A 24,145-nucleotide genomic window follows, 5' to 3' on the forward strand; every position below is an offset into this window, starting at 1 on the left:
CACTTTGAAACCTCCCTGACGAGGCCGCGTCGTTGCGGCCGAGGTGGCTGGAAGTCAACTCGGCCACACGTGCGACGTCAAGAAGTAAATCCTTAACGAGATGGCAACGGTGCCATCCGTTCTCTAAGTGAAGGCAGGGGCCGCCACCGGCAGCGTTCCATCCAAAAGGGTCGAATCGCCCATCTCGCTGAGGGCGAGGGCGAGCGCTCCGAGCACCTCCGCACGGCCCCCAAGTGCCCCCGGGAGAACGGACAACTGGCGCGCCGCGCTGGGAATGGCGTAGCGGCCGACGGACTCCCTGATCGGCCCGAGCACCAGCTCACCGGCCTCCGCGAGATCACCGCCGAGGACCACCCGGCTCGGGTTCAGCAGATTGCAGAGATTGGCCACTCCACTGCCGATATGGCGGCCGACGTCGGCGATCACCCGACGGCAGCCCGGGTCACCGTCCCTGGCCAGCCGTACGACGCCTTCCATCGTCAGATCGGGGCCGTGACTGGGCTGGAGCAGCGGCAGCACATAGCGTGCGGCCGCGAAGGTCTCCAGGCAGCCGCGGTTTCCGCAACGGCAGACCGGGCCGGATTCATCGAGTGTAATATGCCCGATTTCTCCCGCAGTGCCGCCGGGACCGCGATAGATCTTCCCGTCGATCACCAGACCGGCGCCGACACCGCTCGCGACCTTGATGTAAGCGAGGTCGCGTACGCCCTTGCCACTGCCCCAGACCAGCTCGCCGAGGGCGCCGAGGTTGGCGTCGTTGTCCACGTGCACGGGCACGCCGAGCCGTTCGCGCAGCTCCTCGGCGGGCTTGGTGCCGCCCCAGCCGGGCAGGATCGCGGTGGACCCCAGCGTCCCCGACTCCACATCGATCGGGCCCGGCACGCCGAGCCCCACGCCGGCCACCTTGGACCGGTCCACCCCCGTTGCTGCGATCAGGCGACTGACCAGCTCCTCGGCCCGGTCGAAGCCCTGCGCCGAGGAGGCGTCGACGTCCAGCGGCTCGGCCTCCTCGGCCAGCACCTGATGGGCGAGGTTCCCGATCGCGACGCGCAGATGGGTGTGCCCGAAGTCGACGCCGATCACGATGCCGGCGTCGCCGCTCAGGCTGACGCTGCGGGCCCGCCTCCCGCCCGCGGAGGTGGGCGTGACCTCGACGGTTCCGCCGTCCTTCAGCTCCCGCACGATATTGGAGACGGTCGCGGCGGACAGACCGGTCGTCCGCGCGATCTCCGCCTGCGTGAGGGACCCGGCCAGGCGCACGGCCCGTACCACCCGCTCCAGGTTGGCTCGGTGCAGTGATGACTGCGACCCTGGAGTCTCCACGACGACCTCCTGAGCGCGGGGCCGCTTCGGTGAGGCCCCCCGTGTATGTCCAACTAGTGAACTCTAAGCTGAGCCGTTCGGGGGGACATACGTCAAGAGGTTGAACCGTTTCCGGGTAACCCGGGCATGGCGAGGCACACCGTCCCGGCCGGCGGAACGGTGTGCGTGCGCAGGCTCGCGGGGCGTCACCCCGCCGGGCCGTCGCCCTTACTTCAGAGCCCCGGCGGTCAGCCCCTGCACCACCTGGCGCTGGAAGACGATGTACGCCGCGAGTACCGGCAGCATCGCCATGACCAGGCCCGCGAACAGCCCGGACCAGTCGCCCTTGTAACCCTGGCTGACCGCCAGCTGGACCAGGCCCTGGGTGAGGACGCGTTTGTCGGGGTCGGTGTTGAGGACCGTGGGCAGCATGTACTGGTTCCACTGGCCCAGGAAGTTGAAGATGCCCACGCTGATCAGGCCCGGCTTCGCCATGGGCAGCATGATCTGGAAGAACGTACGCGTGTGCGATGCGCCGTCCACGAAGGCCGCCTCCGCCACCGAGGTGGGCAGGGTGCGGAAGAACGCCGTGAGGAAGAACACCGTGAACGGCAGCGAGTACGCGATGTAGACCAGGATCAGGCCGTGGATCGTGTTCAGCAGGCCCATGTTGTTCACGACGTAGAACAGCGGGACCAGCGCGAGCATGATCGGGAAGCTCATGCCGCCGATGAACAGGTAGTAGATGAAGCGGTTGCCCGGGAAGTCGAAGCGGGCCAGCACATACGCCGCCATGGAGCCGAGCACCAGGGTGCCGATGAGTGAGCCGCCGACCACCAGGACGGTGTTCAGAAAGTAGTCGCCCATGTTGGCGTCGGTCCACGCCCGGGCCCAGTTGTCGAAGTGCAGTGTGTCGGGTAGGGACCAGGGCGAGCCGAAGATGGAGCCGTCGTCCTTGAAGGAGGTCATCACCGCCCACACCAGCGGCATGACCACCATGATCGCCCAGAGGACCAGGATGCCGTGGGAGAAGACGTTGAGGGCGGTGCCTTCCCGCTTCTGCCCGGAGGGCCGTGCGGCGGGCGGTGCGTCCACCTTGGAGACGGTCGCGCCGGACTCGGCCGGCAGCGGGGCGGGGGACTCGGTCGTCTTCATCGGTTCAGAACTCCAGCCGCTCGCGACGGCCCAGCCGCATCACGACCGCCGCGAACGCGAGCGTGACGACCAGCAGGGCGACGCCGATGGTGGTGGCGTAGGCGGCCTGACCGTCCCGGAACGCCTTCTGGTACACGTACAGGACCATCACGGTGGTCGAGTAGTCGGGCCCGCCCGGTCCGGTCGTCATGATCTGTACGACCGCGAACGACTCGGCGCCGAGCGCGAGGATGCCCATGTAGACCCAGCCGGACTGCACGGTGTCCCACAGCAGCGGCAGGGTGATGCGGAAGAAGGTGGTGGAGCGGCCGGCGCCGTCCAGCAGGGCCGCCTCGTACATCTCGGCCGGGATCGAGGCCATGCCCGCGGAGAACAGCACCACGAAGAAGCCGACCGTGGACCACACGAGCACCGCCATCACGCACCACAGCGCGAGGCTCGGGTCCCCCAGCCACAACGGCTGGACGCTGTCGAGGCCGATGCCGCGCAGGAGCGAGTTGATCGCGCCGCTGTCCGGGTTGTACGCGAAGGCGAACAACAGCGAGACGATCGCGATCGAGAGCACCTGCGGGAAGAAGTACACGATTTTATAGAAGGACGAGCCCCGGACCCCCGAGATCACGGGGCCACCCCTTCTCCGTCGTCCGCCCACATTGATCATGAAGGCGAAGAACAGCGCCAGACCGATCGTCACCACCGGCAGCACCAGAGCGAACAGCAGACTGTGCTGCAACGACTTCCAGAAGATGTCGTCGTCGAACATCCTCTTGTAGTTGTCGAAGCCGACCATCTTGAATTCGGGGCTGAGGCCGGTCCAGTCCGTGAACGAGTAGTAGATGGACTGGATGAACGGCCACACCACGAAGAGCGCGTACAGTCCCAGGGGCAGTGCCAGAAACCCCACAATGAACCGGTACTTGCCGTGCTGCATCGCCACTCCGGTGTTGTCAGGGTGCTGGTTTACTGGTGCTTGTAGTGCTTGATCGAGGTGTCCTTGGCCGCCTCGTCGGCGAAGGCCTGGATCTTCCTGATGGCCTCGGCCGGGGCGAGCCGGCCGGCCATCATCTCGCCGAGACCGGCCACACCGATCTTCTCCTTCTGCAGCTGCACATACCAGTCCTGGATCCGCGGATTCACCACGTTGGACCCGGCCTTGTCCAGCGCCGCCACGCCCGACTTCAGACCCGGGGTAAGGGTGATGCCGGTGGTGCCGCCGTTGTACGCGGTCAGCGACTTCACCTTGGCGGTGAAGTTCTTCGAGGACGCCTCGGAGAGCATGATGCGCAGTTGCTCCATGCCGCCCTCGGTGTTCTTCGCCTTCTGCGGCACGATGAAGGGCTCGCCGCCGGAGGCCCAGATGGTGCCGAACGGCAGCTTGTCGGAGCTGTCGAGGCCGGTGGGCGCGGAGACCGCGAGGTCGAAGTCGGACGGGATGACGTTGGCCGACTCGTTCTCCACCCAGGAGCCGTTCGGGATGAACAGCGCCTTGCCCTTGGCCCAGGCCGTCTGCGACTGGATGTGGTCCAGGCCCGGGGTGCCCTTGAGGATGTAGCCCTTCTTGTACAGCTCGTAGTAGGCCTCGAAACACGCCTTGACCGCGGGGTGCTTCCAGGCGTTCGGCTCCAGGTTGTCGATGGCGTCGAGGACCTCGCGGCCGCCGACCTTGCCGATCATCGGGTACAGCGAGAAGGGGAGGTAGTACGGGTACTTGCCCGCGTACGTCCAGCCCGCCATGCCCTTCTTCTTGGCCTTCTCGCAGACCTTGAGCATCTCGTCCCAGGTCTCCGGGTACTTCTCGTCGAGCGAGTCCAGGGCCTTCTGCGAGTACCAGACGCCGTAGACCGTGTAGGCGTAGTACAGGATCCAGACCGGCTTGCCGTCGAACTGACCCATCTCCACGATGCCGGGGCGCAACGTGTCGCGGACCTTCTTGCTCGGGTCGTCGTACGACGGCGCGTCCAGCAGCGGGGTGAGGTCCGCCAGCTGGTTCTTGCCGACGAGCACACCCATGTCCATCTGCTCGGCGCCGGAGTTGTCGATGAGGTCCGGCGGGTTGCCCTGGTTGAAGCGGGGCTGGAGGGTGGACTGGATCTTCTGGGTGGCGGCGAACTTCACCTCGGCCTTGGGGAAGTCCTTCTCGTAGACCTTCACCGCGTCCTCGGCGTACTCCTTGCCGAAGCCGCCGTCGAAGAGGACGAATTCCATGCCGGCGGTCCCGTTGACGCCGAGCGGGTTCTTGGCGGTCTTCTTGCTCGCCTTGGCCTTCTCCTGTCCGTCGCCGCCGCTGCTCGCGCAGGAGGACAGCAGGCCCACGCCCGGGGCCGCGACCAGGCCGAGCGCGGCGGACCGCTTGATCAGATCGCGACGGCCGACGCCTTCGCCACCGTGGTGCGCAGTGGATCCCATGCTCAAGTCCTCGCCTTCTCCAGGACTCAGGCGGTGAACCGGATCCTCCCCGGCACCGCGGTCGGGTAGTGCAGGGTCGTGCGGGAAACGCCGACAGGTATAGTCCACTTCCCGCCAGGGGAGCAAGATCGAATGCAAGGTTGGCGGTGGGTCTTTTCCGAGTTGAGACCTCTCGGAAATATGAGCGGCCGGTGCGCGCTTCGCCGGAAAAACTCGCGACACAAGCGCCTGAATGCCGCATTCAACACCCTTGACATCACGGGACACTTGACGCCCTACTGGTTCCTGCGCACCGATTCTGACAACGTTGTCCACGCGGTCGCAGGAGGGGAATCCCCAGATGCAGCGGAGAACCAGGCACAGAGGGGGTCCGGCGGTCGTCCTCACGGCCGCCTTTGTCATGGCCGTCGGCGGGCCGGGCGCGGCGGTCGCCCTGCCGGCCAAGGCGCCGTCCGCCGACCAGGAGTTCGCATCCTCGTTCGAGACGGGCGATCCGGCGCCGGACTGGCTGAACACCGTCGACACCGCGGCGGACGGCGGCAAGCGCGCCTCGGGCGTCGACGGCGGCTACAGCACCGGCATTCCGGGCAATGTGACCGACCATGTCACCGAGGTACGGGCGAGCGGCGAGAACACGGTCGCCGGTGAGGTGAAGGAGAACCTCGCCGACGGTGAGCCCGGCACCAAATGGCTGACCTTCCAGCCCACCGGCTGGGTGGAGTTCGACCTGGACAAGCCCGTCAAACTGGTGACGTACGCGCTCACCTCGGCCAACGACTACGACGCGCGCGATCCGAGGGACTGGACCCTGCTGGGCTCCGGGGACGGCAAGGACTGGAAGACCCTCGACACCCGCTCGGGCGAGAACTTCTCCGAGCGGTTCCAGACGAAGTCGTACGACCTCGCCCGGCCGGCCGAGTACCAGCACTTCCGGCTGGAGGTGAGCCGGAACAACGGCGCCACGGACATTTTGCAGCTCTCCGACGTCCAGTTCTCCACCGGGGGCGGGGGCGGCCCGGTGCCGCAGGACATGCTGACGCTCATCGACAAGGGGCCGAGCGGCTCCCCGACCGCCAGGGCGCGGGCCGGCTTCACCGGAAAGCGTGCCCTGCGCTACGCCGGCCGGCACAGGGCGGGCGGCCGGGCCTACTCGTACAACAAGGTCTTCGACGTGAACGTGAAGGTCGGCCGCCACACCCAGCTGTCGTACCGCGTCTTCCCGTCGATGGCCGACGGCGACCGCGACTACGACGCCACGAACGTCTCCGTCGACCTCGCCTTCACCGACGGCACCTACCTCAGCGGCCTGGGGGCGCTGGACGAGCACGGCTTCCCACTGTCACCCCGCGGTCAGGGCGCGTCAAAGTCGTTGTACGTCAACCAGTGGAACAACGTGGTCTCACGCATCGGTTCGGTGGCGGCCGGCAGGACGGTCGACCGGATCCTGGTGGCGTACGACTCCCCCGACGGTCCGGCGAAGTTCCGCGGCTGGATAGACGACGTGGCGCTGCGGCCGGTGGCGCCCGAGAAGCCGAAGGCCCACCTGTCGGACTACGCGCTGACCACCCGCGGCACCAACTCCAGCGGCAGCTTCTCGCGTGGCAACGACTTCCCGGCGACGGCGCTCCCCCACGGCTTCAACTTCTGGACACCGGTGACCAACGCGTCCTCACTGAGTTGGCTGTACGAGTACGCACGTGCGAACAACGACGACAACCTGCCCACGATCCAGGCGTTCAGCGCGAGCCACGAGCCGAGCCCCTGGATGGGGGACCGGCAGACCTTCCAGCTGATGCCGTCGGCCGCGTCCGGCACCCCGGACACCGGCCGGGAGGCGCGGGAGCTGGCCTTCCGGCACGAGAACGAGACCGCGCGGCCGTACTACTACGGCGTCCGGTTCGAGAACGGCCTCAAGGCGGAGATGACACCGACCGACCACGCGGCGGTGCTGCGCTTCACCTACCCCGGTGACGACGCCAGCGTGGTGTTCGACAACGTCACCGAGCAGGCGGGCCTGACGCTCGACAAGGAGCACGGGGTCGTCACCGGCTACTCGGACGTGAAGTCGGGCCTGTCCACGGGTGCCACCCGGCTGTTCCTGTACGGCGAGTTCGACAAGCCGGTGACGGACGGCGGATCGAGCGGGGTGAAGGGCTTCCTGCGCTTCGACGCGGGCGCCGACCACACCGTCACCCTGCGGCTCGCGACCTCGCTCATCGGCATCGGCCAGGCGAAGGACAACCTGCGCCAGGAGGTCCCGGACGGCACCTCCTTCGACAAGGTCGAGGCACACGCCCAGCGCGTCTGGGACAAGCAGCTCGGCAAGGTCGAGGTGGCGGGCGCGACCCCGGACCAGCTGACCACGCTGTACTCCGGTCTGTACCGGCTCTACCTGTACCCCAACTCCGGTTTCGAGCAGGCCGGTGGCAAGGACCGGTACGCCTCCCCCTTCTCCGCCATGCCGGGCCCGGACACCCCGACGCACACCGGCGCCAAGATCGTCGACGGCAAGGTGTACGTCAACAACGGCTTCTGGGACACCTACCGAACCACCTGGCCCGCGTACTCGCTCCTGACTCCCTCCCAGGCGGGTGAGATGGTCGACGGGTTCGTGCAGCAGTACAAGGACGGCGGCTGGACCTCCCGCTGGTCCTCCCCCGGCTACGCCGACCTGATGACCGGCACCTCCTCGGACGTGGCGTTCGCCGACGCGTACGTCAAGGGCGTCCGGTTCGACGCGAAGGCGGCCTACGACGCGGCCCTGAAGAACGCGACCGTCGTCCCGCCCTCGTCGGGCGTGGGCCGCAAGGGCATGGCCACCTCGCCCTTCCTCGGCTACACCGGCACCGACACCCACGAGGGCCTGTCGTGGGCGATGGAGGGTTACGTCAACGACTACGGCATCGCCCGGATGGGTCAGGCGCTGTACGAGAAGACGGGTGAGAGGCGCTACCAGGAGGAGGCGCGGTACTTCCTCAACCGGGCGCAGGATTATGTGAGGCTGTTCGACTCCAGGGCCGGCTTCTTCCAGGGCCGGGACACCAAGGGCGACTGGCGGGTGAACTCCTCGGCGTACGACCCGCGCGTGTGGGGCTACGACTACACGGAGACCAACGGCTGGGGCTACGCCTTCACCGCCCCGCAGGACAGCCGGGGCCTGGCCAACCTGTACGGCGGCCGGCAGGCCCTCGCGGACAAGCTCGACGAGTACTTCGCCACGCCGGAGACGGCCTCCCCGGACTACGTCGGCTCCTATGGCGGTGTCATCCACGAGATGACCGAGGCGCGCGACGTCCGGATGGGCATGTACGGCCACTCCAACCAGGTCGCGCACCACGTGATCTACATGTACGACGCGGCGGGCGAGCCCTGGAAGGCGCAGGCGTACGTCCGCGAGGCGCTCGCCCGCCTCTACACCGGCAGCGAGATCGGGCAGGGCTACCACGGCGACGAGGACAACGGCGAACAGTCGGGCTGGTACCTCTTCTCCGCGCTCGGCTTCTACCCGCTGGTCATGGGCAGCGGCGAGTACGCCATCGGTTCCCCGCTGTTCAAGCAGGTCACCGTGCATCTGGAGAACGGCCGGGATCTGGTGGTCAAGGCACCGGGGAACAGCGCGAAGAACGTCTACGTCCAGGGTGTGATGTTCAACGGCCGTCCGTGGAAGTCCACTTCGCTCCCCCACTCGCTGCTGTCCAAGGGCGGTGTGCTGCAGTTCTCCATGGGGGCCGAGCCCTCCACCTGGGGCACGGGCAAGGACGCGGCCCCGGTCTCCATCACGCGGGACGACAAGGTGCCGACGCCGCGCGCGGACGTCCTCAAGGGTGACGGCGCCCTGTTCGACGACACGTCGGCGACGAGTGCGACGGTCAGCTCGGTGGACCTGCCGGCCGACGGCGCCGTGCAGCCGGTGCAGTACACGCTGACCTCGGCGGCGGACCGCACGAGGGCGCCGGCCGGCTGGACCCTGCAGGGCTCCGTGGACGGCAGGACCTGGCGGACCCTGGATCACCGCTCCGGCGAAGCGTTCACATGGGACCGACAGACGCGGGCCTTCACCATCGCCACCCCAGGGACCTACACGAAGTACCGCCTGGTCCTGGACGGCGAGTCGACGCTGGCGGAGGTGGAGCTGCTGGCCTGACCCGGGGAAGGGGAAGGGGGGCGGGCCCGGCCGGGCCCGCCCCCCTTTCTCGTGCAGTGCTCAGCCGGTGGCCAGCGTGAACACGTGCAGGTCCGCGTTCTCCGGGAGCCGGACGCTCCTGATCCTCCTGCCGGCGGGTGCCGTGAAGGGCTTGGTGGCGAAGACGTACGTCGCCACCGGGTCCTTGTCCGCGCCGGCGACGTTGCGGTACGCCGTCCTGGCCACGACCTCGTTGCCGTACTGGACGGTGCCGCCTCCGCCGCCGACGGTCCAGTCGGTGAAGGACAGGTCGACGGTGCCGGCCGTGCCGTCGGTGTAGGTGACGGTCGCCTTGGTCTGCTGGTTGCCGTTGACCGCGCTGCCGATGAAGGACAGCGTGGCCGCGGGGGTGGTCAGTTCGATCGTCCGGCCGTTTCCCGTGGCGTTGTCCGGGCGGCCGGTGGGCGAGTTCGGCCAGGTGAAGGCGAGATCGCCGACCGTGCCCTGCCCACCCGGGGTCAGGCCGGCCGCGGTGAGGGCCTGACGGGAGTAGCTCCAGCCGCCGCCGTCGTAGTCGGCCTCGTCGTGGTCGCCGTCGTCGTCGGAGACGCCGGTGCTGTTGTAGGCGGCGAGGAGGGTGCCCGGGGCGGCCACGGTCAGCGAGACCGGCTGCTGGTACGAGGTGTCGCCCGAGGTGACCGTGACCTTGACATCGGCGAAGCCCTGGGCGGCGTCCTTCGCGGCCGTGAGCGTGATCTCCTGGGCGCCGTCGGCCACCGTGCCCTCGACGGGCGTGGCCGTGATGCCGGCCGGGGTCTCCACCCGGAAGCGCACCTCGGGGCCGGTGCCGCCGTTCAGTGACAGCGCGCGGAGGCCGATCCTCGTGCTGTCACCGGGCGCGAGCGTGGCGGCGGTCGGTCCGACTCCTGTCTGGTACGGCTGCTCACCCTCCCGGAAGGACGGCGGCGGGCTGCCCGCACCCCAGGTGCGGTTCGGGGTGGCGGACAGGGTGTAGTCGAGGCGGCCGCCGTCCCGGACGAAGGAGGCGGGCAACCAAGGGCGGTCGCTGGAACGGCCGTTGACCTCAAGTGACTGGACGTAGGGCGCGTCGGCCGCGGCTCCGGTCGCGCGGATGGAGATGTCGTTGCCTTGGGGCCGGTGGATCTCCACGCGCTCGAACAGCGGTGAGGCCAGGACCAGTTCGGCACGGGACGGCACCTGCGGGTACATGCCGAGCGCCGAGAAGACGTACCAGGACGACATCGCGCCGAGGTCGTCGTTGCCCGGGATGCCGCCGGGCTGGGTGGACCACAGCTGCCGCATCGCCGCGCGGACGGTCTCCTGCGTCCGGTACGGAGCGCCCGCGTAGTCGTACAGGTAGGGCACGTGGATCGACGGCTCGTTGTCCAGCTCGGACTTGGTGCCGCCGTTGCCGGTGAAGGCCCAGCCGCCGTCGGCGTCGTGGAAGAAGCCGTCCAGCCGGGCGAGGGCCTTGTCCCGGCCGCCCAGCACGGCGAACAGGCCCGCCGGGTTGTGCTGGACCATCCAGGTGTACTGGGCGGCCGTGCCCTCGACGAAGCCGTTTCCGGTGTCGGGGGTGAAGCCGGTGACCCAGCTGCCGTCGGCCTTGCGGTTGGCGATGTAGCCGCCGTCCGGATCGGCCGCGATGTTGAAGTTGTTCTGCCACCACTGGGCGCGGCGGGCGAAGGCCGCCGCGGTGTCCTTCTCTCCTGCGGCCGCGGCGAGTTGGGAGATCGCGAAGTCCGCCGTGGACATCTCCAGGGTCTCGGCCGCGCCGCCCCAGGCGTTGGACACGCTGGGCATGTAGTGCAGCTTGAGGTACTTGTCGAGCGAGGGGCGCTGACCCACCGAGAGCACCGGCTTGCCCGCCGGCGACAGGTCCTGCCGCGTGGGTACGGTCGCCGCCTCGACCAGGGAGTCCAGGGCGCCCTTGAGGTCGAAGCCGGTGCCGCCGAAGGCGCGGATGCCGGCCAGAGCGGTCGGCGAGGGGTCGCCGTTCATCACGTGGGTGCCGCTCGCGCCATGCAGCCAGCGGTCCCAGATCCCGCCGTTCTGCCGGGCGAGTTCGTAGAGCGACTGGGCGATGTCGGAGCCGGTGCGCGGGTCGAGCAGGGTCAGGAGCTGCACCTGGTCGCGGTACACGTCCCAGCCGGAGAAGGTGCCGTACTGGGCATGCTGCCGACGGCCGACCGCGTGCGTCCGGCCGTCCGCTCCGCGGTAGCGGCCGTCGGCATCGCTGATGACGTTCGGATGCAGCAGCGAGTGGTAGAGCGCGGTGTAGAAGGTGGTGCGCTCGGCGTCCGTCCCGCCGCCGACCCGGACGGCGCCCAGGCGCTCGCGCCAGGCGCGGCGGGCCGCCCCCTCGACGGCGTCGAAGGTGCGTCCCGGCGGGTTCTCGGCGGCGAGGTTCGCCTCGGCGGCCTCCCGGCTGACGTAGGAGATGCCGACCTTGACGTTCACCGGACCGGCACCGGGCGCGAACTGCACGTACCCGCCCGCGCCCTTGCCCGCGACGGGCCGCCCGCCGTGCGAGAAGCCGCCGGTGCCACCGGTCGCCTCCCGGGACCCGGGATCGAGCTTGTCGTCCCGCCAGGTCCCGGTGGCCTTGAAGGCGCGGTCGAAGTGGGCGGTGAAGTACAGGGTGTAGTAGGCGCGCCGACCCTCGGGGTCGAGGTAGCCGCAGAAGTTCCCGGAGGTGACGGAGCCGGATATCGTCCGCGTGCCCGGGTCGATCGTGACCGTCGAGTCCTCCGAGCCGACCTCCGAGCCGGCGGTACGCACCAGCAGGGACGCGGGCTTGCCGGCCGGGAAGCCGAAGCGGGCGGAACCGGTGCGCGCGGTGGCGGTGAGGTCGGCGGTGACGCCCGAGGCCAGGCCCACCTTGTAGTGGCCGGGCTCGGCGGTCTCGTCGGCGTGGGTGAAGTCCGACGCGTAGACGGCGTCCTTCGTGTCGCTCGCCGGGGAGGAGGTGACCTCGCCGGCGTACGGGAAGAAGGGGATGTCGCCGCCGCCTCCCGCGCAGCCGGTGCCGGACATATGGGTGAGGCCGAAGCCGCGGATGCGGGTGGCGTCGTACTGGTAGCCGCCGGGTGCGGCGGTTCTCGTGGCGTCACCGCGGGTGTTCTCCGGGCTCCAGGAGAGCATGCCGAACGGCACGACGGCGCCCGGGAAGACGTCGCCGCCGTTCCTGGTGCCGATCAGTGGATCGACGTAGGCGGTGGGATCCTTGACGAGGCCGCGGGGAGCGGCGGTCGCCGCGAGGGCGGGGATTGCGGCGCCGCCGGTCGCGAGAAGCGCGGCCAGCAGCAGGGACATGGGTCGGAAACGCATGGCGCGGCCCTTCCTCCTGACGGACGGGTCGCGCACCATCGGTCGCACAAGCCGCAGGGACAGTAGCGTGCGCCGCCCGCACCACGGAAGACCGCGTGCGCCGGCGCGGGCGCGCGCCGGGATCGCGCGGTCGGCTGCGTCAAGTGGGTTGACATCGTTGTCCGTTGAGGCGGTAAAGTCTGTGCCGACCATAAGACAACGTTGTCGCGCGCTCAGCGACGCACAAGCCACGCACCTTCCTTTCAGGCCATCTCCCCCGGGCGGGCCCTCCACCCCCCTCACCCGCCCGGCTCGCGGACCCGGCGCGCGTCTCCGCCGGGTCCGCCGGAGCGCCACCCCCGGGACGACGCACGTATGCGACGCAAGTGACACGTGTGGCGACGGATCACTCCTGCGGCAGATGAGGCGCCGAAATAAGCGTCCATCTCGTGGACCGGCGTAGTCACGGACATTCACCGGTGCTACAAATGCCGCATGTGGGACCGATTCGCCCGATTCAGACGTATGGCATGGCGTGCCGTGGTCGGCAGGAGTCCGCGCAGCGTCGCCGGGCAGGTGCTGCTGCTGCAGGTGGCGCTGGTGGTACTGCTCGTGATCTGTGCCGTCATCGCTCTCGTCCTGCAGTCGGAACGTGACAGCAGCACGGAGGCCAGGCGCCGCTCCATAGCCGTGGCGCAGACCTTCGCGCACTCCCCCGGCATCGTGCAGGCACTGCGCGCCTCCGACCCGTCCCAGGCGCTCCAGCCGCTCACCGAGGCGGGACGCAAGTCCGCGGGCGTCGACTTCATCGTGGTCATGGACACCCGGGGCATCCGGTACACCCACCCCATCCCGGGCAAGATAGGCAAGCGGTTCGTGGGCACGATCGAGCCGTCGCTGGCCGGGAACGTCTACACGGAGAGCGTCCACGGCCCGCTCGGCAACGAGGTGCAGGCGACCGTCCCCGTCGACGACGCCCACGGCCATGTGATCGCCCTCGTCTCCGCCGGGCTGAAGGTGAAGAACGTGACCAGCCAGGTGGACCGGCAGCTGCCGATCATCCTGGCCGCCGGAGCCGGGGCGCTCGTGGTGTCGACCGGCGGTACGGCTCTGGTGGGCAGGAGGCTGCGGCGGCAGACCCACAGCCTGGCTCCGGACGAGATGACCCGCATGTACGAGCACCACGACACGGTGCTGCACTCGGTGCGGGAGGGCGTGCTCATCGTCGGCGAGGACGGGCGGCTGCTGCTCGCCAACGACGAGGCCAGACGCCTGCTGGAGCTGCCCGCCGAGGCCGAGGGGCGCGATGTGCGCGAGCTGTCGGGGCTCGACCCCGCCACGGTGGAGCTGCTCGTCTCCGGGCGCGAGGCCAGCGACGAGGTGCACTTCGCCGGCGGACGCCTGCTGGCGGTCAACCAGCGGCCCACGGACCGCGCGGGAGGCCCCCGGGGCACCGTGGTGACGCTCCGGGACTCCACGGAGCTGCAGGCGGTGTCCGGCCGGGCGGAGGTCGCACGCGAGCGGCTGGAGCTGCTGTACGACGCGGGCCTGGGCCTCGGCACCACCCTCGACGTGGTCCGCACGGCCGACGAGCTGGCGCAGGTCGCCGTCCCGCGGTTCGCCGACTTCGTCACCGTGGACCTGGCCGACGCCGTGCTGCACGGTGAGGAGCCGGCTCCCACCGCGACCGACATGCGGCGCGTCACCGTGCGCGGCATCCTGGACGACCATCCGCTGTACGAACAGGGCCGGCTGATCGACTTCCTGCCGTCCACGCCCCAGGCACGCGGTTACGGCTCCGGCCGCTCCGAGCTGGTGACCGACCTGTCGGCCGCGGAGGGCTGGCAGGCGCAGGACCCTGAACGGACCCGGGAGATCCTGGAGTACGGCATCCACTCGCTCATCTCCGCCCCGATCCGGGCCCGCGGTGTCGTGCTGGGCATGGCCAACTTCTGGCGCTCCAAGCGGGAGCCCTTCGACGAGGAGGAGCTGTCCCTGGCGGAGGAGCTGGTGGCCCGTGCCGCGGTCAGCATCGACAACGCCCGCCGGTACACCCGCGAGCACGCCCTCGCCGTCACCCTTCAGCGCAGCCTGCTGCCGCGGGCCCTGCCGGAGCAGAGCGCCCTCGACGTCGGCTACCGCTACCTGCCCGCCCAGTCGGGCGTGAGCGGCGACTGGTTCGATGTGATCCCCCTGCCGGGCAGCCGGGTGGCGCTGGCCGTCGGCGACGTGGTCGGGCACGGACTGCACGCCGCGGCGACGATGGGCCGGCTGCGGACCGCGGTGCACAACTTCTCCACGCTCGACCTGCCGCCCGACGAGTTGCTCAGCCATCTGGACGAGCTGGTCGGCCGCATCGACCAGAACGAGGTCTGCCCGGAGACGGCCGGGGAGATCGTCGGCGCCACCTGCCTGTACGCGATCTACGACCCCGTGACGCGCCGCTGCGTCATGGCCCGGGCCGGGCACCTGGCGCCCGCACTGGTCTCGCCCGACGGCGGCGTCGACTTCCCCGACGTGCCGGCCGGGCCGCCGCTGGGCCTCGGCGGCATGCCGTTCCAGACGGCCGAGCTGGAGCTGGCCGAGGGCAGCCAGCTCGTCCTGTACACCGACGGCCTCATCGAGGACCGCACGCGTGACCTGGACGTGGGCATGGAGTTGCTGCGCCGGGCGCTGGCGGGGCACCCCGGCCGGACTCCGGAGGAGAGTTGCGGGGCGGTGCTGGACGAGCTGCTGCCCGAACGCCCCAAGGACGATGTCGCCCTGCTCATCGCGCGCACCCGGGTGCTGCCGGCCGAGAACGTCGCCGACTGGGACGTGCCGCGCGACCCCGCGGCCGTGTCGGGGATGCGCCTCGCCGTGTCCGACAAGCTGGAGGAGTGGGGCCTGTCCGAGCTGGGCTTCGGTATGGAACTCGTGCTGAGCGAGCTGATCACCAACGCCATCCGTTACGGCTCGGATCCCGTCCATGTGCGCCTCATCCACGACCGCACGCTGATCTGCGAGGTGGCCGACGGCAGCAGCACCTCGCCGCATCTGCGGTATGCCGCGACGACCGACGAGGGAGGCCGAGGCCTGTTCCTGGTCTCGCAGCTGGCCGAGCGCTGGGGCACCCGGTACACGCCGCACGGCAAGGTGATCTGGGCCGAACTGGCCGTGCCGGACCTCACCGCATCCCTCGCGGACTGAGCGGTCCGGGCAGAGCCGCCGAGAGGCGCAGGCCCGGCGGGGAGCGGCGGGTGCCCGGTCCGGCAGCCGGTCTCCGGCGGTGGACGAGCCGGGCACGAGGTGGCGGGCGTCCGGTCCGGCGGCCGGTCTCCGGCGGTGGACGCCGGCTCGGCCGCGGACGCCGGCCCGGCCGCGGGGAGGTCGGCCGGGTACTCGGTCCGGCCCGGGACACCGCCCCGCGGGCGCGCTGGGTGAAGAAGCCTGTGGTCCGGCTGAGCTGCGGTGATGACCTGGGGCACGCACGGCGGAGGGCCGCACCCCCGTCGCCGGGGATGCGGCCCTCCACTGCCGTGCTCTGCCGCCTACTTGCGGATGAGGCTGCGCAGGACGTACTGCATGATGCCGCCGTTGCGGTAGTAGTCGGCCTCACCGGGGGTGTCGATGCGGACGACCGCGTCGAACTCGACACCGGTGTCGGTGGTGACCTTGACCGTGCGCGGCGTGGTGCCGTCGTTCAGCTCGGTGACGCCGGAGATGGAGAAGGTCTCCTCACCGCTCAGGCCGAGGGACGCCGCCGACTGGCCCTCCGGGAACTGCAGCGGCAGGACGCCCATGCCGATGAGGTTCGAGCGGTGGATGCGCTCGTACGACTCGGCGATGACGGCCTTGACGCCGAGCAGCGCGGTGCCCTTGGCCGCCCAGTCACGGGACGAACCGGAGCCGTACTCCTTGCCCGCCAGGACGACCAGCGGGATGCCGGCGGCCTGGTAGTTCTGGGAGGCGTCGTAGATGAAGGACACCGGACCGTCGGCCTGGGTGAAGTCGCGGGTGTAGCCGCCCTCGGTGCCCGGCGCGATCTGGTTGCGCAGGCGGATGTTGGCGAACGTACCGCGGATCATGACCTCGTGGTTGCCGCGGCGCGAGCCGTAGCTGTTGAAGTCACGACGCTCCACACCGTGCTCGGTGAGGTACTTGCCGGCCGGGGTGTCGGCCTTGATGGCGCCGGCCGGGGAGATGTGGTCGGTGGTGACCGAGTCGCCCAGCTTGGCCAGCACGCGGGCGCCGGAGATGTCGGAGACCGGGGTGGTCTCCATGGTCATGCCCTCGAAGTACGGGGGCTTGCGGACGTAGGTGGACTGCGGGTCCCACTCGAAGGTGTTGCCGGTCGGGACCGGGAGGGACTGCCACTGGGCGTCACCGGCGAAGACGTCCTGGTAGGACTTGGCGAACATGTCCTCACCGATGGCGCTGGCGACGACCTCGTCGACCTCGGCCTCCGACGGCCAGATGTCCTTCAGGTGGACCGGGTTGCCGTCCTGGTCGGTGCCGAGGGCGTCGCGGGTGATGTCCACCTTCATGGAGCCCGCGATGGCGTACGCGACGACCAGCGGCGGGGAGGCCAGGTAGTTCATCTTGACGTCGGGGTTGATGCGGCCCTCGAAGTTCCGGTTGCCGGAGAGGACCGACGTGACCGCGAGGTCGTTGTCGTTGACGGCCTTGGAGACCTCCTCCGGCAGCGGGCCGGAGTTGCCGATGCAGGTGGTGCAGCCGTAGCCGACCAGGTTGAAGCCGACCTTGTCGAGGTACGGGGTCAGGCCCGCCTTGTCGAAGTAGTCGGTGACGACCTTGGAACCCGGGGCGAGGGTGGTCTTGACCCACGGCTTGCGGGTCAGGCCCTTCTCGACCGCCTTCTTGGCCACCAGGGCGGCGGCGACCATGACGTACGGGTTGGAGGTGTTGGTGCAGGAGGTGATGGCCGCGACCGTCACCGCACCGTGGTCCAGCTCGTAGCTCGTGCCGTCGGGGGCGGTCACCCGGACCGGGTTGGACGGTACGGCGGCACCGGTGCCGGTGGCGTGCTGCGGGGCGCCGGCGCCGTTCTCCTGGTGGCCGTAGGCCGGGGCGTCGGAGGCCGGGAAGGACTCGGCGCTGGCCTCGTCGACCGGGGAGGCGGCGGCGCCGGGCTGCTGCGCGATGGGCGCGTCGACGTAGTTGAGGACGTCCTTGGCGAACTGCTGGGCGGCCTCGGCGAGGACGATGCGGTCCTGCGGGCGCTTCGGGCCAGCGATGGACGGGACGACCGTGGACAGGTCCAGCTCGAGCTTCTCGGAGAAGTCGGGCTCGGCCTTCGGGTCGAGCCAGAGGCCCTGCTGCTTGGCGTACGCCTCGACGAGCGCGACCTGCTGCTCGGAGCGGCCGGTGAGCTTGAGGTACTTCAGCGTCTCGTCGTCGACCGGGAAGATCGCGGCGGTGGAGCCGAACTCCGGCGACATGTTGCCGATGGTGGCGCGGTTGGCCAGGGAGGTGGCGGCCACGCCCTCGCCGTAGAACTCCACGAACTTGCCGACCACACCGTGCTTGCGGAGCATCTCGGTGATGGTGAGGACGAGGTCCGTGGCGGTGGTGCCGGTGGGCAGCTCGCCGGTGAGCTTGAAGCCGACTACGCGCGGGATGAGCATGGAGACCGGCTGGCCGAGCATGGCGGCCTCGGCCTCGATGCCGCCGACGCCCCAGCCGAGGACGCCGAGGCCGTTGACCATGGTGGTGTGCGAGTCGGTGCCGACCAGGGTGTCCGGGTAGGCCTTGCCGTCGCGGACCATCACGACACGGGCCAGGTGCTCGATGTTCACCTGGTGGACGATGCCGGTGCCGGGCGGGACGACCTTGAACTCGTCGAAGGCGGTCTGGCCCCAGCGCAGGAACTGGTAGCGCTCCTTGTTGCGGCCGTACTCGAGCTCGACGTTCTGCTTGAAGGCCTCGTTCGTGCCGAACCTGTCGGCGATGACGGAGTGGTCGATGACCAGCTCGGCCGGCGCCAGCGGGTTGATCTTCGCCGGGTCGCCGCCCAGCTCCTTCACGGCCTCACGCATGGTCGCGAGGTCCACGACACAGGGAACGCCGGTGAAGTCCTGCATGATCACGCGGGCCGGCGTGAACTGGATCTCCTGGCTGGGCTGGGCCTGGGAGTCCCAGCTGCCGAGGGCGCGGATATGGTCGGCGGTGATGTTCGCGCCGTCCTCCGTGCGGAGCAGGTTCTCCAGCAGGACCTTGAGGCTGTACGGCAGGCGGGCCGAGCCCTCCACCTTGTCCAGCCGGAAGATCTCGTACGACTCGTCGCCCACCTGCAGCGTGCTGCGGGCGTCGAAGCTGTTCGCCGACACGACAGTCTCCTTCATTGATGTGCGCGTACCACCACGATCCTGCCGCCACGGCATGTGAGCCAACCGCTAAGGTCAGGCTAAGTTAGGTAACCCTTACCTGGGAGTGGCGGCTGCGGTGCTCCTCGGCAGATATCTCGATGTCGAGATAACTCTAGTACATGGGGGCGCGCAGGTCATGCCCGACCTCGCCGCCCCCCTCAGGAAGGCGGTCCGATACCGTACGGATCTCTAAGGAACCGGGCGAATCGCGGAGCGAGGAGAGCGCCACGGCGACGGAATCGGCGGAACTCGTCGACATACGGCGGGACCTGCCGGGGCTGACGCGGTCGCTGAAGGTCGAGGCCGAGCCGCCCGCACCCCTGGCCGCCGAACGGCCCGCCCTGCGGGTCCGCGCGGGCATCGGCGGGCCGGCCTGCCGCATCCAGGTCGCCGACGACGGGCACCGACGCGGCCCTCGGTCCGATCGCACTCGACTCGGACGACCCCGACGAAGCGTTACGACGCGTCATGACCACCCACGGCGGCACCCGAGAGGACGCCATCGCCCCGACGACGGGCATGGACCCGGTGCACTGCGCCCGCCGGGCCGCCGGAGCGAGCCCGGACGAGGACGGCACGGCTCCACCTGTGAGCGTGCGACGGGGGCCCTCACCCCTAGACCGGGGACCACTCCTGAGCGACTCCGGGCGCGGCCGCGCGTCGCATTGCCACGACGAGCGGGTACCCGCACTCCCAGGGACCGGAAAAACGGCCCCGAGCAGTCAGGGAGGGAAACGCATGCCGCTCACGTTCCGTAAGAGCCTCCGGATTCTTCCCGGAGTGCGGTTGAACATCAACAAGCACTCCTGGTCCCTCACCACCGGCGGCAGGCACGGGCCGCGTCACACCCACAGCAGCACGGGACGTCGTACGATATCGATGGATTTGCCCGGACCTTTCGGGTGGCGTCGGACCCGTACGAGCAGGAGCCGTTGACGGACCATCACCCGAATGGACCCCCCAAGAAGCGCCATCTCATATCTGAGATAGCCTCAACCTCATGTCAGACGACTACCTCGTACGCATCGGCAAGCTCATCCGTGACGCCCGGCAACACCGTGGCTGGACACAGGCGCAGCTCGCGGAGGCGCTCGGTACCAGCCAGAGCGCGGTCAATCGCATCGAGCGCGGCAACCAGAACATCAGCCTTGAGATGATCGCCCGAATCGGTGAGGCCCTGGACAGCGAGATCGTGTCGCTGGGCTATGCGGGTCCGATGCATCTGCGCGTGGTCGGCGGCCGTCGGCTGTCCGGCGCCATCGACGTGAAGACCAGCAAGAACGCCTGTGTGGCCCTGCTGTGCGCCTCGTTGCTGAACAAGGGGCGCACGGTGCTGCGCCGGGTGGCGCGGATCGAGGAGGTGTACCGCCTTCTGGAGGTACTCAACTCCATCGGCGTGCGCACCCGCTGGATCAACGACGGCGTCGACCTGGAACTGGTGCCGCCCGCCGAGCTGGAGATGGCGGCGATCGACGCGGACGCGGCCGTGCGGACCCGCTCGATCATCATGTTCCTCGGTCCGCTGCTGCACCGCATGGACCACTTCAAGCTGCCGTACGCCGGCGGCTGCGACCTGGGCACGCGGACCATCGAACCGCACATGATCGCGCTGCGCCGGTTCGGCCTGGACATCGCGGCCACCGAGGGTCAGTACCACGCTCGGGTGGACCGCACGGTCCGCCCCGACCGGCCGATCGTCCTGACCGAGCGCGGCGACACCGTGACGGAGAACGCGCTGCTGGCCGCGGCCCGGCACGACGGTGTGACGGTCATCCGCAACGCCTCCTCCAACTACATGGTCCAGGACCTGTGTTTCTTCCTGGAGGCGCTCGGCGTCAAGGTAGAGGGCATCGGTACCACCACCCTCACCGTGCACGGCGTGCCGAACATCGACGTCGACGTCGACTACTCCCCCTCCGAGGACCCGGTCGAGGCGATGAGCCTGGTGGCCGCCGCCGTGGTCACCGAGTCCGAGCTGACGGTGCGCCGGGTGCCGATCGAGTTCCTGGAGATCGAGCTGGCGGTCCTGGAGGAGATGGGCCTCGACCACGACCGCAGCCCCGAGTACTTCGCGGACAACGGCCGCACCCGGCTTGTGGACCTCACGGTCCGGCCCTCCAAGCTGGAGGCGCCGATCGACAAGATCCACCCGATGCCGTTCCCGGGCCTGAACATCGACAACGTCCCGTTCTTCGCGGCCATCGCGGCGGTCGCCTCGGGCCAGACCCTCATCCACGACTGGGTCTACGACAACCGCGCGATCTACCTGACCGACCTCAACCGCCTCGGCGGCCGCCTCCAACTCCTCGACCCGCACCGGGTCCTGGTCGAGGGCCCGACCCGCTGGCGCGCCGCCGAGATGATGTGCCCGCCGGCCCTGCGCCCCGCCGTGGTCGTCCTGCTGGCGATGATGGCGGCCGAGGGCACGTCGGTGCTGCGCAACGTGTACGTCATCAACCGGGGTTATGAGGACCTCGCCGAGCGCCTGAACTCGATCGGGGCGCAGATCGAGATCTTCCGGGACATCTGAGAGTTTCCGGAAAAGCACCGTCACACCCCTTCGGACCCTGCAGGAACGCGAGGCGAGAGGGGGCGTGGCGCCTCTCCGGGTCCGGTGTCGCGGCCGGCGTCGGCTTGGCCTTCTGCTCTGTGATGACGCTGCTGACCTGGGTATTCGTCAAGGCCGAGTGGCTACGCAGGCGGTGGTACGCCGTCCCCGTGACGCTGGCACTCGTCGCACTGCTGCGGCTGACCGTGCTGGCGCTCAGTCTCTGATCACCCGTCCCCGACGAAACCGCGGCCCGCTCGCCGCCGGGCACCGGCGTGAAACAGAACGGAGGTGCGGGGCCGTCGGCCGGTGGCCTCTACGATCGGTCCATGAGCGGCTGGACGAAAAGCCTGGATGCGGCGGGTGTGCCGGAGCCGGGGCTGCGCAGCGACTACGACGTCCAGCGGCAGCTGGTACGGCGTTCCCGGCGCACCGCGTACCTGGCGGCACGGCTGCTGCTGCCCCGGCACCTGCTGCCGCACGTCATGGCCGCGACCGCCGTGATGCACCACGGCGACGACATCCTGGACACCGGGCCCCTGCGGCAGCGGGAGGCTGCGTGGGCGTGCTGGGAACGGCGCGTACGGGACGCGTTGAGCACAGGGAAGAGTGACGACCCGCTGATCCGTACGCTCGTGCACACGGTCTCCGCTCATCCGCGGATGCGCGGAACCGTCGAGACCTACCTGTCGACCGCCATGGCCGAACTGCACTTCGCCGGCTTCCCCACCGAGGCCGACTTCCAGACCTATCTGGACGCCTACTCCTTTCCGGCGTTCATGCTCGTCGCCGGCCTGCTGGCGCCGGAGGGCGACGATGCGCGGTACCGGGTCGCGTGCCGGACGTTCATCGAGGGCAGCCAGCGACTCGACTTCGTCAACGACCTGGCCGAGGACCTGCGGGAGGGCCGTGTGGGCATTCCGGTCGCGACGCTGGAACAGTTCTCCCTCAGCGTGGAGGACCTGGCGGCCGGCCGTGGTGGCAGGGCGCTGGACGAGGTGGTGGCCCATCAGGTCACCGCCGCCCGCTCCTGCTTGCTGGCCGCCAGGGAACTGCCGGCGTTGACCCCGGCTCCCGGCCGGCGGCTCGTGCGGGCGCTGGTCGAAATCGACCTGCTCACCGCGGACGCGGTGCTGGCGCGGGGCGCCGGGGTGCTGCGCGGTTCCGCGAGTCCGCCGCGCCTGAAGACCCTACGCGTCCTCGCGCGCCGGTACTGAAGGCCCGGCGGCCGGTGCCGGGGCGCGGTGAGCCCACGGGATCCAGATCGCCGTCAGGGTGACGGTCAGGGCCGAGGCGGCCACGGTGGCCATGCCCAGGGTCAGGCTTGCGGTGCTCGCGACGAAGCCGATGAGGGCGGGGCCGCCCAGGAGGCCTGTGGTGCCCATCGCGGCGACCAGGGCCAGGGCGTCGGGGCCGCGTTCGGCGGCGGCGACGTACACGCACGGGGTGACGGCGGCCGTGCCGAGTCCGACGCAGGCGAAGCCGAGGAGTGTGGGGACGACCCCGCCGGTGAGCAGCGCGAGGGCCAGGCCGGCGGCGGCCACGGCGCTGCCGGTGCGGACCACGCGTCCGTCGCCCCAGCGGGTGCGCCAGCGGTCCGCGCACACGCGGGCCAGCAGCATCATCACGGAGACGACCGCGATGCCCAGCGGGGCCACCGTCGAGGACGCCTTGACGATGTCCTTCAGGTAGAGCGTGGACCAGTCGTTCATGGCGCCCTCGGTGATCGTGCCGAAGGTCATGGCACAGCCCATCAGCAGGGTCGTACCGGAGGGCGGGGTGAGGTGCTTGGGTCGCCCGGGTGTGTTCGCGGGCCGGGATCGTCCGTCCGGCAGCAGGGCCGGGCGGGAGCAGACCATGAGGAGCAGCAACACCCCGCCGGCCACGGTGAAGTGGGCCTCGAGGGACGCGGTCAGGGTGGTCACGCCGGAGGCCAGCAGGGCCGCGGCGAGCAGGCCGGCGCTGAAGGTCGCGTGCAGTTGGGACATGGCCGTGCGGCCGTACGCCTTCTCCAGTGCGGCGCCCTGCGCGTTCATGGCTACGTTGAGGCAGCCGACGGCGACCCCGTCGGCGCAGACGGCGAGGAGAGCGAGGGGGTAGTCGGGTGCGGCGGACAGGGCGGCCAGTACGGCGATCAGGCAGAGCGCGGAGGCGAGGGACAGACGCCGGGAGCCGAGGCGGCGTGTCAGGACGGCGACGAGCGGGAAGGAGGCCGCCGCGCCGGTGCCGCAGGCCATCAGCAGCAGGCCCACTTCTCCGGCGCCCAGGTCCAGCCGGGTCTTGAGCGCGGGGAGGCGGGAGACCCAGGTGCCGTACTGGAAGCCGAGGAAGCAGAACAGCGCCGCGATCGACCACTTGGCGCGCTGGAAGGAGTGGGTGGGGAAGCCGGGCATCAGACCGCTCGCTGTCCTTCGTGGGGGCGGGCGGCGGCCACCCGCGCCGACATGTGGACCGCGTCGCCGCCGTAGCCCGGGGGGAGGCCGGCCTCGGGGTGGGGCCGGTAGCCGTTGGCCCGCCAGAACGGCTCCTTGCCGGCGACCGCTATCAGCGAGATGGTCTCGAAGCCGCGGGTGCGGGCCGCCTCGGTGAGATGGCGCACGAGCCGGGTGCCGAGGCCCCGGCGGCGCAGGTGCGCGCTGACGACGAGGTCGTGCAGGTGGAGGTTGGCCGAGTGGTGGACGACCTGTTCCGGGCGGGCCAGGTCGGGGCAGTGGAACCTCGGGTAGGGCAGGGCGATGACATAGCCCGCGAGCCGGCCGTCGAGGTCGAGGACGAAGCAGGTGCCGGCCGAGGCCCGGGCCCGTGAGCGCAGCATCTCCTCGCCCTCCGTGAGGGGGAGGTCCGCGTATGCCTCGGCCTCCAGGGCGGCCAGTTGCGGCCAGTCGGCCTCGGCTATGCCGCGTATGCGCATGG

14 protein-coding genes are annotated in these 24,145 nt (G+C 69.9%); 6 read left to right on the plus strand and 8 right to left on the minus strand.

What is annotated here, in order from left to right:
* Positions 1–123: 123 nt before the first annotated feature.
* The 4 genes from ABZ079_RS09430 to ngcE all read right to left on the minus strand — a co-directional run bounded on the left by ABZ079_RS09430 (position 124) and on the right by ngcE (position 4,863).
* Positions 124–1,323 (minus strand): ROK family transcriptional regulator, encoded by a 1,200-nt coding sequence (locus ABZ079_RS09430; RefSeq protein ID WP_356938820.1) that lies wholly within the window; start codon positions 1,321–1,323, stop codon positions 124–126.
* Between the two features lie 207 nt (positions 1,324–1,530).
* Positions 1,531–2,457, minus strand: a complete 927-nt coding sequence (locus tag ABZ079_RS09435) for a carbohydrate ABC transporter permease (RefSeq protein ID WP_356938821.1) — start codon at positions 2,455–2,457, stop codon at positions 1,531–1,533.
* 4 nt (positions 2,458–2,461) lie between these two features.
* A complete protein-coding gene (locus tag ABZ079_RS09440) occupies positions 2,462–3,388 on the minus strand; it encodes a sugar ABC transporter permease (protein WP_356938822.1) in 927 nt (308 codons plus the stop codon).
* Between the two features lie 29 nt (positions 3,389–3,417).
* Positions 3,418–4,863, minus strand: a complete 1,446-nt coding sequence (gene ngcE, locus ABZ079_RS09445) for an N-acetylglucosamine/diacetylchitobiose ABC transporter substrate-binding protein (protein ID WP_356938823.1) — start codon at positions 4,861–4,863, stop codon at positions 3,418–3,420.
* Positions 4,864–5,203: 340 nt separating this feature from the next.
* Between ngcE and ABZ079_RS09450 the strand changes: the two genes are divergently transcribed.
* Positions 5,204–9,007, plus strand: a complete 3,804-nt coding sequence (locus tag ABZ079_RS09450) for a GH92 family glycosyl hydrolase (RefSeq protein ID WP_356938824.1) — start codon at positions 5,204–5,206, stop codon at positions 9,005–9,007.
* 60 nt (positions 9,008–9,067) lie between these two features.
* Here the strand turns inward: ABZ079_RS09450 and ABZ079_RS09455 are convergent, their stop codons facing one another.
* The gene (locus tag ABZ079_RS09455; RefSeq protein ID WP_356938825.1) at positions 9,068–12,337 is read right to left on the minus strand and encodes a GH92 family glycosyl hydrolase; all 3,270 of its coding nucleotides are present in this window, start codon (positions 12,335–12,337) and stop codon (positions 9,068–9,070) included.
* Positions 12,338–12,811: 474 nt separating this feature from the next.
* On the opposite strand from ABZ079_RS09455, the gene ABZ079_RS09460 reads away from it, so the two are divergent.
* On the plus strand, positions 12,812–15,505 hold the full coding sequence (locus tag ABZ079_RS09460) for a SpoIIE family protein phosphatase (RefSeq protein ID WP_356938826.1): 2,694 nt from the start codon (positions 12,812–12,814) through the stop codon (positions 15,503–15,505).
* Positions 15,506–15,846: 341 nt separating this feature from the next.
* On the opposite strand, the gene ABZ079_RS09465 is transcribed toward ABZ079_RS09460, so the two are convergent.
* A complete protein-coding gene (locus tag ABZ079_RS09465) occupies positions 15,847–18,660 on the minus strand; it encodes an aconitate hydratase (protein ID WP_356938827.1) in 2,814 nt (937 codons plus the stop codon).
* 762 nt (positions 18,661–19,422) lie between these two features.
* Between ABZ079_RS09465 and ABZ079_RS09470 the strand changes: the two genes are divergently transcribed.
* From ABZ079_RS09470 to ABZ079_RS09485, 4 genes are all read left to right on the plus strand, one after another.
* Positions 19,423–19,620 (plus strand): DUF4236 domain-containing protein, encoded by a 198-nt coding sequence (locus tag ABZ079_RS09470; RefSeq protein ID WP_356938828.1) that lies wholly within the window; start codon positions 19,423–19,425, stop codon positions 19,618–19,620.
* 64 nt (positions 19,621–19,684) lie between these two features.
* Positions 19,685–21,214, plus strand: a complete 1,530-nt coding sequence (locus tag ABZ079_RS09475) for a UDP-N-acetylglucosamine 1-carboxyvinyltransferase (RefSeq protein WP_356938829.1) — start codon at positions 19,685–19,687, stop codon at positions 21,212–21,214.
* 122 nt (positions 21,215–21,336) lie between these two features.
* Positions 21,337–21,459: a hypothetical protein gene (locus ABZ079_RS09480; RefSeq protein ID WP_356938830.1), complete on the plus strand. Its 123-nt coding sequence runs from the start codon at positions 21,337–21,339 to the stop codon at positions 21,457–21,459.
* A 102-nt stretch (positions 21,460–21,561) separates the two neighbouring features.
* Positions 21,562–22,449, plus strand: a complete 888-nt coding sequence (locus ABZ079_RS09485; RefSeq protein ID WP_356938831.1) for a squalene/phytoene synthase family protein — start codon at positions 21,562–21,564, stop codon at positions 22,447–22,449.
* On the opposite strand, the gene ABZ079_RS09490 is transcribed toward ABZ079_RS09485, so the two are convergent.
* Positions 22,423–23,625 (minus strand): MFS transporter, encoded by a 1,203-nt coding sequence (locus ABZ079_RS09490; protein ID WP_356938832.1) that lies wholly within the window; start codon positions 23,623–23,625, stop codon positions 22,423–22,425. The two genes, ABZ079_RS09485 and ABZ079_RS09490, sit on opposite strands and share 27 nt — an antisense overlap.
* Positions 23,625–24,143 (minus strand): GNAT family N-acetyltransferase, encoded by a 519-nt coding sequence (locus ABZ079_RS09495; RefSeq protein ID WP_356938833.1) that lies wholly within the window; start codon positions 24,141–24,143, stop codon positions 23,625–23,627. The genes ABZ079_RS09490 and ABZ079_RS09495 overlap by 1 nt, the downstream gene beginning before the upstream one ends.
* Between the last annotated feature and the right edge of the window lie 2 nt (positions 24,144–24,145).

It is taken from the genome of Streptomyces sp. NPDC006314, from assembly GCF_040613075.1.
Classification (GTDB): domain Bacteria; phylum Actinomycetota; class Actinomycetes; order Streptomycetales; family Streptomycetaceae; genus Streptomyces.

Coding starts and splice junctions, on each gene's coding strand:
- ABZ079_RS09435 (WP_356938821.1), bottom strand. CDS start 2,457: ATGAAGACGACCGAGTCCCCCGCCCCGCTGCCGGCCGAGTCCGGCGCG.
- ABZ079_RS09440 (WP_356938822.1), bottom strand. CDS start 3,388: ATGCAGCACGGCAAGTACCGGTTCATTGTGGGGTTTCTGGCACTGCCC.
- ngcE (WP_356938823.1), bottom strand. CDS start 4,863: ATGGGATCCACTGCGCACCACGGTGGCGAAGGCGTCGGCCGTCGCGAT.
- ABZ079_RS09450 (WP_356938824.1), top strand. CDS start 5,204: ATGCAGCGGAGAACCAGGCACAGAGGGGGTCCGGCGGTCGTCCTCACG.
- ABZ079_RS09455 (WP_356938825.1), bottom strand. CDS start 12,337: ATGCGTTTCCGACCCATGTCCCTGCTGCTGGCCGCGCTTCTCGCGACC.
- ABZ079_RS09460 (WP_356938826.1), top strand. CDS start 12,812: ATGTGGGACCGATTCGCCCGATTCAGACGTATGGCATGGCGTGCCGTG.
- ABZ079_RS09465 (WP_356938827.1), bottom strand. CDS start 18,660: ATGAAGGAGACTGTCGTGTCGGCGAACAGCTTCGACGCCCGCAGCACG.
- ABZ079_RS09470 (WP_356938828.1), top strand. CDS start 19,423: ATGCCGCTCACGTTCCGTAAGAGCCTCCGGATTCTTCCCGGAGTGCGG.
- ABZ079_RS09475 (WP_356938829.1), top strand. CDS start 19,685: ATGTCAGACGACTACCTCGTACGCATCGGCAAGCTCATCCGTGACGCC.
- ABZ079_RS09480 (WP_356938830.1), top strand. CDS start 21,337: ATGACGCTGCTGACCTGGGTATTCGTCAAGGCCGAGTGGCTACGCAGG.
- ABZ079_RS09485 (WP_356938831.1), top strand. CDS start 21,562: ATGAGCGGCTGGACGAAAAGCCTGGATGCGGCGGGTGTGCCGGAGCCG.
- ABZ079_RS09490 (WP_356938832.1), bottom strand. CDS start 23,625: ATGCCCGGCTTCCCCACCCACTCCTTCCAGCGCGCCAAGTGGTCGATC.
- ABZ079_RS09495 (WP_356938833.1), bottom strand. CDS start 24,143: ATGCGCATACGCGGCATAGCCGAGGCCGACTGGCCGCAACTGGCCGCC.